This is a genomic window from Elusimicrobiota bacterium (genome assembly GCA_041658405.1).
Lineage (GTDB): Bacteria > Elusimicrobiota > UBA5214 > JBBAAG01 > JBBAAG01 > JBBAAG01.
Genome location: JBBAAG010000066.1, coordinates 1 through 18,083, shown reverse-complemented (window position 1 = coordinate 18,083; position 18,083 = coordinate 1). Strand labels below are relative to the sequence as shown.

General features: G+C 44.4%; 1 protein-coding gene. It reads left to right on the top strand.

The genetic code is table 11. The features are described 5' to 3' along the window. Nucleotides 1-99: 99 nt before the first annotated feature. Nucleotides 100-17,910, top strand: coding sequence for a LamG-like jellyroll fold domain-containing protein (locus WC955_10375; protein ID MFA5859458.1), 17,811 nt, complete (start codon nucleotides 100-102; stop codon nucleotides 17,908-17,910). Nucleotides 17,911-18,083: the final 173 nt, after the last annotated feature.

Below are 18,083 nucleotides of genomic sequence, written 5' to 3'. Positions count from 1 at the left end.
TCCTTAGGGTATTTATTATACCCGGTTTTTGTTTTTCGCGCCACAGGGGGTACCCCCTGTGATGGTACTAGTTCCTTAATAGTTAATTAGGTACCTAACTTGAGGTCACTATCGCTGAGAAATTGGGATGACCGCATAAAATCGGTAAATTATGCTGACAATTGGGCGTATAGTCGGAATATAATCAAATATTATGACTATGAAAATGAAGGTGGAGATTGTACGAATTTCGTATCGCAATGTTTAAGAGATGGGGGATTGCGTTTTGCTTCTAATCAAGCATCATTGGTTGATGACAAGGGTTGTGTAATTAGAACAGCTGATATGCCCGGTGCTTTGCAAAATTATCACGGAGCTATAAAGACAACAGTCGATTATACTTATTTGAATGATGAGAGAACTGAACAAAACCTTATTGATTTTGTAAAAACGACATCACCATCAAATTTGCGTGAAGGAGATGTGGTTTCTTTTTCAGTGCCTAATAAACAATATTATCATACGGTAATAATAACAGGTAAATCTGCGAATGGAGATTTGTTATATAATGCTCACACTGATAATAGATGTTATGAAAGATTAAGTATACATATTGGTGGGGAAGTTAAGTTAAATAATGGTAAATCTGCAATAAGATATCTTGATGTAAATAAAAATGAAACTTATGATTCCGGAGAATATCCCATATATGTAACATATTTTCACATTCCCGATTCGCCCATTGCAAAATATGTAGAAATTCAACAAAATTCTCAAATCAAATACCATGCTTATCATAGTTATGACACTGACCAATTGATTGAACCTATTTCCGAACCTGTTAAGGATGGGGAAGTAACAATCAAAGTTATTTTTGACACTCCAATGAAAACCGACTCAAATCAAATTTCATTCAGTAAACTTCCTTATTCAGCAAAATATTTCGAGCCCGCCGGTGGGACAAACGGATGGAAAACAATAAATTATACCAACTATACTTGGTACGGGAAATATACAATTCCCCAAAATCATGGTTCTGACTATGACGATAGTAATTACATAAGTATTTTTGCTCGTGGACTTGACAATTCACCAATTGATCCCGACGAAGACCTAACAGAATATGAAAGCAACTCAACGTCTCCCGATATCCTGCACCAGTTTAAGATAGACACCACAAAACCAAAGGTGCAGGTAAAAGAAGCGAAAGGTGAGGAAAAGATATATTATGATACGAGTAAATATAGCGATATAAAAAACAACCTCACAGAATCCACGACGGTATGTTTGATATTAAGCGACGACCCTACGGGTTCCGGGATAGCCGAGATAGAAGTTTGGAAAAATAAAGATAATAACAGCAAATGCATATACCAAGAGACCTTCGACGATTATGACTATAATGAATTTCCTACCATTACTTGTTTAGTTCACACGATAACCGAAGGACAAATCCGTGTTAAGGTGTGGGACAAGGCTAAAAACCTTTGCGAGTACATTTTTACGGTTAAAGACTTATGCCCGCCTGTTGTTGAGGTACGGGACGGCACAGGCAAAATAATTGACTGCGGCGAAGTAACCGCATATAAAGACGTGAGTATCGCGGTCAACGACGGTGATTACGGAGAGGGGATTGACAAGATAGAAGTAAGGAAAGACAATCCAGATACCGGCGAAGCGATACCGCCATATCCTGACTATACAGATTACGGGCAAAGCCATACGTACAGTGTTACCAACTTGCCGGACAAAGGTTTTATATATATCAAAGCATGGGACAAAGAGGGCAACGTTGCAACCTACGATTTTGAAGTAGACTCTATACACGAGTTGGAAACCAAACAACCAGACTTTATGGAGCCAGGCAGCGTGTTGACAAATATAGACACAATCAACCAACCGGGCAGCATGAAAATTTTGTGGTGGAACAAAATATACTGGCCGTCAAGTTTTACGTACTGTACCGATGTTATACCTGTTGCATATAACCAGAAACCTATTGAGAAGATTGGCGACCAAACGAGGTTATATTACAAAAAAGGAAGTGTTGGTTATGAGGATATAAAAGATGGAAGACCCATTTCGTTTCATGACAGTCCGAAAGTAGTTGATGGTCAATTTGATGGTAGGCCGTTAACAGTAGAAATCCGGGTAAAAGTCGTTTCTGGCAAGATAGTGTTAGGAAATGACATAACATATCATGTGCATTATTTTAGGGATAGTGGAATAGGAACGCATTTTAGTTTAAATATCTTTAAAGACTATGCGGTTTTTGAAGGCAGCAGTGGTGAAATGCCTCGTTATACTTACACGCGGTTTGATATAACCCCGGGTGTCGAACATACTTATCGTATAGTAAGAGGTAGTTGGGGTAATTACAATGGGTTCAATGGGTTATACGTAGACGGAGTAAAACAAAGTGATTTTTGGTTTGACGTGGGTGTTGCGAATTACTATAAATTTACTTTATCCGGAGAAAATACTATTAGTGAAACACATGAAAGCTACTGGAGTTATTTTGCGTACACAAACGGTTTATGTTCGCCCGACCAACTGCAGAGCCCTGGACAATCCAACGGTTTAGAAGGCGTATTCATTTCTACAGTAATAGATGCCGGCCGTAGCGATAACTGGGACAAAATAATGTGGAATGGCGCAACCCCGTCTGGCACTTCAGTATCTTTGCAAACGAGAACCGGTAACGTTTCAACACCTGATGATAATACGTGGTCACCGTGGGCAGAATATAGCAGTGTCCCAATAAACACTTTAGTTGACATCACGTCGCCCCATCGGCGGTATATCCAAAAAAAGGTTGTATTAACTACAACTTCAAATAATATATCCCCGATAGTAGATGATATACGGTTGGAACATACACCGGACACTGTGCCGCCTCAAACCCCTGAAAACCAAACAGTAACCGCAAGTAATGACAGTGTGACAATAGATTTTACTATTCCTTTGGATGCCAACCCTGCAGGGTGTATTGTATATGCATCCATCGCTTCGCACTGGGTAAAGAAAAATACGGAGTTGATAACCACACCGTTTTTTGTTGATGAGAACGTTGAGAACGGTGTAACTTACCAGTATGCAGTAACTGCGGTGGACTACGCAGGTAACGAAAGCGCGTTTCCGGAGGCTCTGCTAACGGCAACGCCGGTAGCAGTCCCTCCTGGGACGGTTACGGACTTAGTTGTTACCCCGGGTGTTGATAACATAATACTTACCTGGACCTCCCCCGGCGCTGATGGTACTGTAGGCGACATACGGAACGGGCGGTACCAAATAAAATATTCTACGTACTTGGTCAATGGTGAAGTACCGGATACTAACATACTTGTGTTATCCACAAATACGGTATGTGGCGTAGCTGAAATAACGCCTGTGCCGGTATCGGACAAAGAAATAAACTATTTCCAGATCCGTGCTATTGATAGGGCAAATAATAGTTCGTCCTGGTCCGGAGTTGTAAGTACGTCAACGCTATTTTACGCTGAAAGCCCGGATTCTATTGTAAATATAAGATATTTAATGGCCAAAATAGGTAGTGAACCTGCGGAAGTCAGTATAGTTGAAGAATCTACTACAACCACACTTGGTACAGAAGCTGTTACTTCAGCGACCACCGGCGGGTTGTTTGTATTTAGTCATTTATACAATATTCAACCTAACAGTGCCGAGATCATACCGTCAGGCGAACTAACTTTTTACTATACCGACATCGGGTTGCCTTCAGTAGAATCCGAACTAAACATTTACCGGTATCACCAAAACGTATGGAATAAGATACCGATGTTAAATATAAACGTTGAAAATAATTATGTTAAATCGCGAATATCTTCACCAGGATTGTATGCGCTTTTGTTGTCCACAGCGGATACCATTGCGCCGGTTACAGATTTGAAGTTAATAAATGGCCGGCAATTTTACATAGGACAAACCGTTTATTGTTCAAGTACTACACAGTTTGAGTTCACTGCTTACGAGCCTACGCACGTAGTAAAAGATTTAAGCTCTGGTATAGCATCTATAATGTACCGTATTGACAACAATCCGGGCTGGGCTGTCTACACCGCCCCGTTTGAACCGGATGAAAATGTGCATAAAATAGAGTATTATAGCGTAGACAACGCCGGTAATTATGAAATCGTAAAATCTACGGTAGTGTATATAGACACCCACCCGCCGGAAACGCAATGTAACAATATCGGCGATTGGTATTTTGACGGCGAAAAATATTTTGGTAATGGGTGGAACACAACTTTTGTTTTTGTAAGTACCGACCCTGTATTTAACGGCGTTTCATCAGGATTATGCCGCGCTGAAATCGATATAGATTCTGCGGGATATGTTTGTGGCATTACCTCAGTAAGTTACACTGATGAAGGACAGCACACTGTAAAGTGTATAAGCGTTGACAATGTAGGCAATATAGAACCTGAAAAAGTATTTAATATATTGATAGATACCGCCCCGCCGGAAAGCGAATTGTTTGTAAGCAGTCCGGTAATATACAGATACGATAATGTTTTTATTACTTCCGAAACGAGTTTTACTATAACGTCGGCAGACCGAGGCATGTTACCGTCGGGTGTAAACGGGATTTATTATATTACAGATAATTATGACTGGTGGAATTTTTACGAGAGTACGTTTAATATAACCGGCCCGGATGGTTATTACGGGATATCTTATTTTGGTGCGGATAATGTAAATAATATGGAAGATACTAAAGGGCTTAGCGTTGTATTAGACAACACGCCTCCTGAAGTGTTTATGTTCTCGCCTACTGGCGGGGAACGGTATTTCCAAGGACATGACACCTTGAAAGTTAACTATATGGTTATAGACTACGACCCGTCGCCAATGTATTACGCGTACCTTACAAAATTGGACGATGGCTCCAAGAGGTTGGTGGTACAAAATGATGAAATAGACGTAACAAACCTTAGTACTGGCAGCTGGACGTTTACGGTAGTAGCCCATGATTGGTTTGGACACTATACCTCGTCTACTACGGCGGAGTTCGAGATATTAACGCTTCCCACCGATAATGAACCACCGGTGATAACGATAAACTCGCCCCAAGGCGGCAGGTATGTTATAGGAAAAGATAATATCAATTGTAATTTTAGCGTAACCGACAACGTTGGGATAAGTTTTAATAAAGTAACGGCATATTTGTCAGAATCTTCTTCCCCGAGTTATGTAAGCGTAACGTCTTTTACAATAATAAGCGCTTCTTCCTTATTCCCGGGTACTTGGACTTTAGATATAACTGCAGCTGATTATGCAGGTAACAGTTCATCGCTTAGCAGCCTTCCGTTTGAAATCGTCAAGGACACTTTTCCTCCGAGCACATATGTATATATCAGCGCTCCTAAATATGTTTCGGATAGCAATACTTATGTCCGTAGCGATACAGAATTTGTATTTACAAGTACTGACGATGCAGTACTTGCAAATGATAGGGTCGGGATAGGAGTTAATGAATTAATATATAGTATTGATGGCCACCCCGAGAATACGCTGTATGAATTAACCTTTTCCACTGCGAGTGGATACTATGAGACAAAAAGAAATTTGTACGAATTGACGAGTTACGCCCAAGAATACTTATCTACAGTTACCGAAAGTACGCACACTCTGGTATACAAAGCCCGGGATGTTAATGGTAATATGGAATCCATAAAAGCAACATCCTTTATTTTGGACAACACCGGCCCCATTGTACATATTTCAAGCCCCGCAGACGGCGCGTTTGTAAGAGATGCAATAGATATTAACGTGAATGCCAGTGACGCAGGGTGCGGGGTCAAAAAAATACTGGTTTTTGTGAACGGAGTATTCAAGTACGAATCTGTTGGATCGGATTGTAGTTACCACTGGGACAGTTCTAAATACCAAGACGGGGTTTATACCATAGAAGCCTTTGCATGCGACCAGTTGGACAACTCGTCGTCTACAAAAATATATGTAGCGGTAGTAAACACTTCGCCTGAGGATCATACGCCGCCGGAAGTGAGTTTTGTTATTACGGGCTCTTCGTTCTCAGTTAATGACAGTATATATATAAGTTCTTCTACAATATTTAAATTATCGGCACTGGATACTGGGATAGGCTTAAAATTAATGAAGTGGCGAATAGATGAAAATGGGTGGAGCGATTATTTAGGGGATTATAATTTGCCTGACCCGGGCGAATATAGTTTGGAATGTATTGCTGAAGATTATGTTTGTAATATTACGACTTTTGTTAAACAAGTGATAGTTGACGTTGATTCTCCGGTTTCATCGATTACGTGCAGTGGCCCATGGTACGTATCGCCGGATGACGTTATTTGGATAGCTTCACAAACAGTATTCAATATTATAGCCGAAGACACAGGAAATTATGCGTCGGGAATCAGGTATAGCGAATATCTCATTGATGATAGCACTAACTGGATAAAAGTAAGCTCAAGCGATTGGTTTAAGATGGATTCTGAAAATATGGTCATCTTGGGGACCCATACAATATTTTACCATAGCATTGATAATGTTGATAATGTTGAACCAATAAAGTCAGTGGTAATAAAATATATGGACACACAACCTCCGAGGACCACGCTGAGTTTTAACGACCCTAAGTATGAATCTAGTGTTATGACTTACATCACTATCAATACAACAGCAACGCTATCGGCAATAGACGATTTGGTAACACTAGGCGATGGGTTAGGAACAGGAGTGGCAACGACGCAATATCGGATAAACACCGATACTTATCTTATAGCAGACTGGCAGCCGTACGTTAACCCGATACAAGCAGGAAATTTGTTTGGCGGTCGCTATAATGTTCCAGACGGCTGTGTCGGCCTCTGGACCTTTGATAACATCAGTGGTGTCACAGTTATTGACGATTCCGGCAATAACAACGACGGCGTGATTGAAGGGCAAGACACTGCTCCGGTGTTGGAAACCACACCCCGGGGTAAAGGCCTGGTGTTTGACGGCACAGACGATAAGGTCGTTATCAACGATTCTTCGTTGCTTGATTTCACAACAGGCATATCTATGGAAATATGGTTTAAACCGTCACTCATCCCGCCGTTTGTATACAGCGATTTATTGTACAAACTCGGCCACTATAACATCCCTGGATACAGTTTGTTTTATCGTATCATAGCGGATAATGGTGCACCGGATAATGTTGCGATGTTTACTATAACTCCTCCGGAAACAAGTAATAACAGTACCGGCGTGCTGCCGGATGAGTGGAACCACGTGGTAGTAACTTGGCAAAGCGTCTCTGCCAGCGGCGACGGGTACAAGCGTATATATATCAACGGGCAAGAGAAAACTGATGCCCGCCAATACTACGCCGGGCCCATAGGTACCAACAACTCGCCGTTATATATAGGATATGATTCAATCCACGGAAGTAATTGGTATAAAGGCGTGATAGATGATGTTGCGGTATATAACCGCTCGTTAACGGAGCTTGAAATCACGGAACACTATAACACAAATAAACTGATTAAACCGGGAGTAGTAACAACTATTAACTATAACAGCATAGACCATGCAGGAAACGTGGAACCTGTTAAGACAACGAACGTTGCGTTGGACAACCGTGCGCCGGTAACGCTGGTAAAAAATATTACAGGGCCGAACTTTGTAGTTGACCCGCAGGAAAGTTTGCCATCCGAATGGCAGGGCGTAACGATAGACCCCGCCGTTCTTCAAGACCCTACCAGCGCATACTACGACATAGCAACCGGCACGTTGACGCTTCTGGGCCGTGCGTTGGTTGCGGGTTATATCTTTAGCCCGAACCCCGGGCATCTTATACCGTTGAACATTCCCGGGAAAGTTAATAATTATTATGTGACAAGCCAGACGCAGATAGAACTCGAATCTCTCGATTACCCCACCGGTGCGGGGCTCGTGAATTCCGGCATAAAATCGTTGTGGTGGAAAGTAAAAGATAGTACCGGCGCTGAAAAAAGTTCAGGTACAGAATATAACACCCCGACAGTAAAGGTATCGCTATCATCCTATCTTTCCGATGGGGAGTACGAACTATCCTCTGCGGGAATCGACAATCTTGACAACCAGGAACTACCTGCAGTACTTGAACATTTGTATTTGGACAACACCGCCCCGCAAACGTCGCTAGTGTTGACAGGCGATAATTTCCAGGCCGTAGAGCAAACGTATATTAATACAAACACGCAGTTCGTATTGTCTTCCAATGACGGCGCAACGGGTTCCGGCGTAAATGCGGTATATTACCGTGCAGATAACGCTCCGCCGCCCGGTACGTTATATACCGGCAGTTTTAGTTTAGGCAATACGATAGTGCCTGTAATAGAAACCGTACCGGACGCATGCGGCGCGTGGCATTTGGACGATAACCAGGTAACAGATGCTTCGGGGCAAGGTATGACTGCTTATATATATTCAACTCCGCAAAGCGTTGCCGGTAAATACGGTACGGCGTATAAGTTTGACGGTATTGACGATGGCGTGTATATAAACAGTAGCGACTCGTGGATGCAGCTTCCCAATTTATCATTTACGGTCTCCGCATGGATAAACCCTGTGACGTATAACTGTACCGGTGCACGCCCTGACGGCGAGAACGCGTATTTCATTAGCAGCCCCAGCCATTTTAAGTTTGAACTCCGCGAGGACGGCAAAATCGAAGCGTGGCTTGGCGCACAAGGATTCTCTAAACTAACCTCAAATACACGTGTGCCGACAGGGCAATGGACGCATGTTGCGATGTCCTATGCCCGTGAGGCCCAGCAATTCGTTTTGTATGTCAACGGCAACGAAGAAGCACGGATGACAACCAATTTTACTGTCCAGGATAACGACAGAAATATGATGTTTGGCGCAAAATGTCCCGGACAAAACTATTATAACGGCGCGCTTGACGATGTGTTAGTATGTTTCCGCGCATTGACTCCTGAAGAGCTGCGTACGCAGGTAATTGGCGTCAACGGGTTAAACCTTGCAGATGGCCAGCATGAAATCAAGTACTATGCGACGGACTACTTGAGCAACACGAGCCAGGAAGCCGGTATGACAGTTATACTGGACACCACCCCGCCGGTAACCGCCGTATCGTCGTACGACGATGTTTGGCATAACGCCGATTTTGAAATCCCTCTAGTGCCTAATGACACATTATCCGGTGTGAAAGAAACTAATTGGGTGTTGATAATAAACAATCAGCGGTTAGGGATAAAAACTGTGAGTAAAGACGGCCAACCGAAGATAACCCTTGATGGAGATAATATTAGTTTGGAATATTGGAGCATAGACAACCTTGGAAACGAAGAATTACCGCACAAGACGTTGACAGGGATAAAGTTGGACAAAACCCCGCCGAATATAGCGATAAACTCGCCGTTGCCCGGCGGGCATTATACCTGGGGCCGTGATTCGTTGAATATAGACTTTACGCTTGCAGACAACTACGACTCTTCGCCGCAAAGCACGTGCTATCTTGAAGACGAAGGGAAGCTCAACCGTATACCTGTAACAAATGGGCAGGCAATTACCGATTTTTCTCAACTCCACCCGGGTTGGTGGCATTTGACGGTCATTGCTGTTGACTGGCTTGGTAACACAGGTTCATCAACGGCCACCGCGTTTTTTATCAATTACGACATCCTGCCTCCACGTACGGTATTAAGCTATGCCGGGCCTAGTTATAATCCTAACGGTAAATTGTATGTAGGCCGCGAAACAACATTTTTATTGTCCACAAACGACGATTTACGCGTGGTTGGTGACTCAGCAGGTATTGGGGTAAGGGAAACAAAATACGAAATTGACGGCGAACAATACGTATATTCCACACAATTTAGTTTAACCCTTGCCGGCAATCATATGATCCGTTACCGCAGTATAGACAATGAAGGCAACGAAGAGTCCTGGCAGTCGATGGAAGTAATAGTGGATACCACTTCGCCGGTGACAGTGCACAGTTTAAACAAAGGCCCATTGTTTTACGACGGTACGAAACATTGGATTACGTGCGATACGTTGTATGAGCTAACTGCTGAAGATACCGGCGAACCCGCGACGGGCATAAGAAACTCTGAATACCGTATCAACGGCAGTTCCAGCTGGGTGACGTACGCCGGCCCGTTTAACCCTGACCCGGAAGGGGATAATAACGAAGTCCCGCCCAACGTTCTCTGCGGATATGTAAGAAACGACCAGGGCAACCCTATCCCGGGAGTGGAAGTACGTGCAATAAGTCAAGATATGGAACACGAATGTCCTCCTGCAATAACAAACTCGGATGGATGGTATTACATCACAACTGACGTATTTGACTGGTACGAAATCTATTACAATCCCCCGGGGGAACTTGGCTATCTTAGCAATCAAACCCAGAGCTATCCCGGTAACCGTATAGATGTTATAATGGACAGAATCCTGCCGACAGGTTTTGCGGGTATAGTGTATGACCAGTTGAATACTCCTGTAAGTGGAGTAAACATTTATCTCTACGACGATGCAATGATGGACTGGCAGTATATCACTGCTACAGATGAAAACGGTGCGTACAGGATAGAACACAGCCCCGGGTACTATACTTACAACTTCATTCCACCGGACGGGTCGAGCCTGATGTCAACAGAACTTGGGATAGAAATTCAGCAGAACGTGATACAAGAGAAAAACATTAAACTGACGTACACAAGTTCTGTCAGTGGCGTAGTAAAGGACGAACAAAACAACTTAATATCCCAGGCACGCGTCCTTGCCGAAAGTTATGATTTTTATACAGAAACTACTACTGACGAAAACGGCATGTACACCATCCAGGGATTGCCGACAAGCAAAATATTTTCAATTACCGCGCATCCGCCGGAGGAAATACTGGACTTAAGCTCAACTACGATAAACGGTATCCGCATTTACCCCAAACAACAATCTACGTTAGACATAATCCTGCCTTTGGGTGGTACTATAACGGGAACTGTGAAGGACAAAGATAACCTGCCATTATCTGCAATAGTAACATTTAGGGGTGTTGATGAGTGGGGCAGTATATGGACCAACCCATCGGATGGCAGTTATTGTTTCCATAGGTTACGCGCAGGGACTTATAAAATAGTAGTGTCAATCATTATAGTAGATCCCGGAGATGAGTTTAATGATCCGTATGAACAGGAAAAAGATATTGCTACAGTGAATAATGTTGTAGTAAACAAAGGCGAGACTACTACTACAAACATTGTTATCGGCCAGACGAACGATGCGGGAACATTGACCGGCAAACTGGTGGGCCCCGACGGGCAGGGTACTGCTGCACATTTGGTAGTCAGCGGTACTGAAGGCAGTGTTGAAACAGATATATCGTCATCCGGCGAGTTTACCATAAACGATATCCTTGAAGGCACGTACGACTTGTACTGTGAACCTGTGAGTTTAGGCAAAAAAGCTGTTGCAGGAATACAGATAACCAGCCACCAAACTACAGATATTGGAACAATAGGAGTTACGGAAGGCGGAACAATCACAGGCAGTGTTAAATACGAAACCGGCGAGACTTATACAGACTGGTCATTGGTAGAACTTGAAAAAATAGGTACCCAGGAAATAGGCGACCCAATGGGTATGGGTGAAGGCTCGTTGACGTATACGTTTGAAAATGTAAGTGCCGGCGAATATTTGCTGGTAGCACATCTTTATGACAATACTTCGCTTGCCCCTGACCGGAAAACAGTCCAGGTAATACCCGGCCAGACAACAACCTGTGACCTAATTTTAAGCACTCCTGGTAAAATTGCGGGTACGATTAGAGATATTGACGGTTATACAGTAGCATATGCGGACATAATCGCGCATCCCGGCGATATCGGCGCTATGTCAGACGAGAATGGACACTACGAAATCTTCGGTTTGAAGGAAGGCGTGTATGAACTTAAATGTACCCCGTTTTATAGTTGGGCACTTGAAACCCGCATAATCGGCGGCGTACGTGTTACTAAAGGCGAAACCACAATTCAGGACTTTTTGGTAGGCAAAACGGGCGTCCAGGCGCCGGAAACATCGTTAGAAGTAGTTGGCGGGACACAAACAGTAATCAACGGCAACTATTATGCTTCAATTGATACCCAGTTTAAACTTGTAGCAAAAGATAATATCGGGGTAATGTTTACGGAATACGCGGTAGATAACGCGCCGTTCCAGGAGTATACAGTTGATACTTTGTTTGGTTTATCAGAAGGAAAACATATAATATCGTTCCACAGTAAAAACACATCCGGTTGCTGGGAGACAGTGAAGTCCCATGCAGTATTTATTGATGCAACAGGCCCGGTTTCAAGGCCGGTAGTAAAAATAGACAGCCATGAGGTTGGCCTAACATCCCCCGCGCAGGTACTTATAGGTGTTCCTGTTACGATAATAATGGAAGACATAACAGTAAACCAATCTGCGGTAGGCGCAGCAAAAATAGAAATCAATGTCAACAACAGCAGTTGGCATGAGATAGAAAACAGTATTTCGTTCAACCAGCCCGGTGCGTACGATTTTAAATATCGCGCTGTCGACCTTTTAGGCAATACAGGCGCTGAGGGCAGTATAACATTGTATATTGAACGCAAACAGGGTTTGTATGTAGCGGAATACCGCAGCAGGGATAACGTGGGTAACCTTGAACCCTCAAAGTTTTTTGTTACCTACCTGGATATCTCTCCTCCTGTATGTAATTTAGACATTGGGCAGCCGCAATATATAACACCGGATTCCGGTATAAGATGGATTACGTCAACTACGCCGTTGACGTTAGCAGTAACTGACGGTATCGGCTGCGGTGTTGCGCAAGTGATAATTAAAGTTGACGGCAACGATATTATTCCTGAAGGCGGTGCAGTACAGGAACTTTATGAATTCACTGTATCATCCAGCAGCGACGGCGTACATACGGTAGAGTATTATGCTATAGACCACCTTGGCAATGAATCGCAGCATATAGTACTGACCGTGTATTTAGACAATACCGGCCCCGGTACAGCGACCGTCCCTGTATATTCAGATATAACTGTAAACAGTATGATTGTCCATGCGTCTATGGATGACGGTTATGGCGTCGGGATAGACACGGTATCCGGGTATTCTTTTGTATGTAACGTTGACACGTACACCCGCGCGTGGGGCGATAATTACATAACCTGTAACAACATGCAGGAAAACACGAAGTACGAGTTCCAAAGCATAGCCCGCGATTGGTTAGGCAACCAATCAAGCAGTACGTGGACCTCAAAATATACGCTGTTAAGTACGCCAAAAGAAACCGATTTTGTTGTTACTGCAACAACGAATAATCAACTGAACCTGACAATAACACCTCCGCAAAACTGTAGTTTGGGCCAGACCGGCTGCGAGTTTGTCAACGTAGGCGGTTCTACGGTATCGCTTGTGGGAACCTATGTATATACGCATACAAGCCTTTTGGGAAACACGGAGTACGGCTACAAAGCCAGGTACTACAACGGGGACGGAGTCCCGACAGAATATACTGAAATAAAATCCAAATATACCCTGTGCGATAACCCTATAAGCATGGATATGGTAGCCGTCTCGACTTCGGAATTAAGCCTATCGCTGCCAAAGTTCCAAAATGATACCGCCGGGCAGTCGGGCTACAGGTTCGTCTGTACTTCCAGCGGGACAAGTTCTGACTGGCAGGTGTCCAACAATTACGCCGCTACTGGCTTCGCGGCGAATACGCCTTATAAATACACCGGATATTACCGCAATTACGACGGCGTAGAAACAAGCGGGATAGAATGCTTGAGATATACGTTATCCCTGCCTCCGTTGGCGGCAAGCGACAAACCTGAGGGGACATACTGTTCTACCGGTAGTATTGTATTTACCAACCTCCGCGGGTTCGGCTCAGGCGGCATAGAATATTATGGCATTGTTTGGGACGGAAACAATACGCATGAATGGGTTGGTACAGAATACAAATGGCCCTCCGGCGCGCTTGACTACCAGCTCACCAGCGATGGTAAATGGTACTTGCACTTGAATAGTTTTAACGGTGACGGCCTGTCAAACGGGACTACGGATTACGGCCCGTATTACGTAGATGCCACGTTACCCGTAAGCGAGTTGGCGATAGGCTTGCCAAGATACAACGAGTATATAAACACATCAACCCTGTGGACAATAACTGCGAACGATCCGGTAGTGAACGAAGTTGCGTCGGGAATAAAGCAGGTACAATACCGGTTGAACAACGGTATCTGGCAGGACTACACAGCTTCGTACAATTTAACAGGCACTGACGGGGAATACACGTTTGAATACCGCAGTGTTGACAACGCAGGCAACACAGAACTCATAAAATCTTCAACAGTAAAACTGGACAACATTCCGCCCGTAACAACTGCCGGGTACGACAACCAGTGGCATAAGCAGGACTTTGCGTTCCCGTTGGTTGCGGTGGACACATACTCAGGAGTCTCGCAGTCCTACTACTGCCTTAACGCTGGTCCGGTAAGTACCGGTACTTGTGTAACTGTAACGCAGGAACACGAGAATAACACGCTGGAATACTGGAGTGTAGACAACCTGGGCAACACTGAACCCCATAGGACGCTTACCGGCATAAAACTTGACAAAACCTCGCCGGTGGTAAACATACAAACCCCGTTGCCGAACGCCAAAGTATCCGGTATAGTCAGTATTGTAGCGCAGGTGGTAGACAACCTGGCAATCGCGAAACTTGAGTTCTACATCAATGACAAACTGTATTACACAATAAACAACCCTGCGGTACAGCCGGTAGGGTCGGTAGGATGCACGCAAACCTGTACATGGGACTCGTTGTGTGAAATTGACGGCCCGGCTGTAGTTATGGTGAAAGCGTATGATAAAGCCGGGAATACTACTGCTTCAACCGTAAACGCGGTATTAAACAACCACGTGTTGGCAATCCGCAATTTCGGTGTTGTGCCAAAAGTGTTTAATCCGTCTTTAGGGCAGCAAACGGCAATATATTATGAACTTACAGAACCATGCCGCAGCGTAAATGTAATGATAAACGGTACCGCAATTATACAAAACCATGCACAATCCGGTGGTTTACACAAAATTGATTGGGCCGGCAAAGATACCGCCGGGCAGTGTTTGCCAAACGGCAAGTATGAAATAGTGATTACAGCAGAAAGTTATTGTCCGGATGAACCGGTTGTAGAAGAACGTAAACCAAACGCGGTTGAGATTAATTGTGATATACCCCTCTTAAACGTTTGGGATGACAGCCCGTTGGATCGTAGTAAAGGAGAGAACAGTGTTACAATAAGTTATAGCGTATTATTGCCGTCGGGTACGGCTACTATGATGAATATACGAGTTATGGATAGCGAGCACAACATAATTTGGCATGACAAAGTTGACGGGATTTGTGCCGGTACTACTTACTATTACATTTGGTACGGTAACGACATCAGCAGCACTGCGGTTCGTGAAGGAGTATACCGTTATGAAATGATAGCCGGTGAAGGGACAAACAAAACTGCTCCCGCAACCGGTACGATTATGGTTGTTGACCAGAATATATCATGTGTGAGCAGTAATGACACAATGTTAAAACTGTATTACCCCGGCGTTCCGATAGTTACGATTTCGTCAACGGATATAACCACCCCGCAAGTCGAGCATGCGTTGTATATGCTAAGGGCTTATGGCAACCAGTATTTAGAAAGCGAAATTTACGATATTCAGCCGGACGGTACAGTTTTTACAATACCGGCGACAATTATATTCAAGTATAACCCGGATTATTACGGTTATAAGATGCGAATATGCAAATTTAACGTACAGGCAAACTCGTGGGAAGAAATACCGCATCAGTACGTTGATATAACAAACCATCAAATAGTTGCGGAAATAATGTCGTTGTCGTTATATGCAATATTAACATGTTACGACGACGATCCGCCGCAGGTAATAGGCAGCTATTGTATGCCAACTATTTTTTCACCAAATAATGATGGGATTACTGATACCGTAACGATAAACTATACATTGAGTGACAATTATTCCGCGTACATCCCGAAACTCAGTATCTCAATATACGATTCTTCCGACAACCTTATACGCACGTTGGCAGATAATGTGAAACGCGAACTGGGCACAAACACCGAGTTATGGGACGGGAAAGACAACAGCGGCGCCGTGGTTCCCACGGGCATATACACCTACATAATCACTGCTGTGGACAAAAGCGGGAACGTATCACAACCGCAAACCGGGATTATTAAAATAGACCTCACCCCGCCGGTAAGCGTTGCCGTGCCGGGCACGCCGAGCTATACTTCCGGTACCCGGGTATTTGTCACAAGCACAACGTTGGTATCAATAACAGCGGAGGACACGGTTGTAAACAACGTAGCGTCCGGCGTTAAGGAAACATGGTACACCATTACAAACTCCACTGAATACGCGAAATACGAAACCCCGTTGTCGTTTACCACCGAAGGAGAGGTTGTATTGCGGTACTATTCAATCGACAACGTAGGGAACGTAGAAACCCTTAAATCCGGCAATATCACAGTAGACACCACCCCGCCGGTAACGCAGGCAGGGTATTCTGGTACGGCAATATACACCCTTCTTGGTCAAACCGTTATTGGTACGGATGTAGAAGTTGTGTTGACAAGTACCGACACGTTATCGGGCGTTGCAACCACGTATTACTCCATAGACTCCAATGCGTATGAACGGTATACAACCAATATTTCGTTACCCGAAGGAACGCATACCATAAAATGGTACAGCATAGACAACGTAACGATCCCGGAACCCGTTAACCAGCGAACCATTACAGTCCTGAACTTTACAACCACCGCGTTGACATGTTCCGGCAACGTAAAACTCAACGGTTCCAGCGGAGTAACAGGTACGGTCCGCACCGGCAACGAACTAACCCTTACCGGCACAAGCGCGGTTGCCGGCGATGTAACAGCGCGAAGTGTTAACCAAGTGGGAAAGAACACGAGTATCACGGGTACGGTAACGCTGTCCACGGTTCCGGTGAACACCACAACGCTTAACCTCGCTGCGGTATACCCTGTGATACAACAAACCAACGATAATGCCAACCTCGGCCTCACCGCCAAAGGATTGAACCCCGTAGACAAAACCGGCACGTTAGTAATTACCACAGGCGACAAACTGACGCTTACATCGGGTACGTACTTTTTCACAGGCATAAAACTTACGGGCACTGCCATACTGGAGATAGGCAACACGTCCGGTAACGTTGGCATCTTCGTCGCAGGCAAAGTTGCGGTGGACACAACCGCAAAACTTAACCCTGGCAACACCAGTGCCGCAGTGGTACTGTACTGCTACGACCCTGACGGGAAGTCGAACAAACTCTCAGTCAACGGTACAAGCTCAATCACCGGGACCATTTACGCTCCGCAATACGACATCTCGCTTGACGGGGAAAGCGTTATTACCGGTAACATTTGCGCCGCAACCGTTGTTCTCAACGGCAAGTCTAAGGTTGTGTTGCCAATAGTTTCACAACCCAGCGCGAATGCCAGTATTTCCGGCAACAACATGTCAGTTGCGTCGTTAGAAGCCGAGATTGCGAACATAAACTTTAAACCCAACGAAAAACTTATTACACCCAACCATGACGGGCGGAACGACACCGCCGTGTTTGGCGGCCTTTTCCGGTACCTCAATATACGGCTAGCGCAGGGACGCGAAGAAACTGTGGACGTAACAATCTGTGACCTCTCGGGTAGAGTGGTACGGCGTATATCCAATCCATCCGGCTGGGACGGTACTGACGACAACGGCACGCCCGTCGCTAACGGCGTATATATTTACCAGTTCCGCGCAAACGGCAAGATGGTCACCGGCAGTGTTGTAGTAGCGAAGTAAATAATAGAGTTTCGTTGAGCGCAAGGTTTTAGTTAATCTTGTAAATGTAACAAAAGTTAAGAAGAAAGGGAAAGTATACTGCTCCCATATAAGATTATAGCAGAAATTGGTAGAATAAAGCCTCTGGAAAATGGAGGCAAAAAAGTATGGGGTATCGTAAATGGGACAGCGAA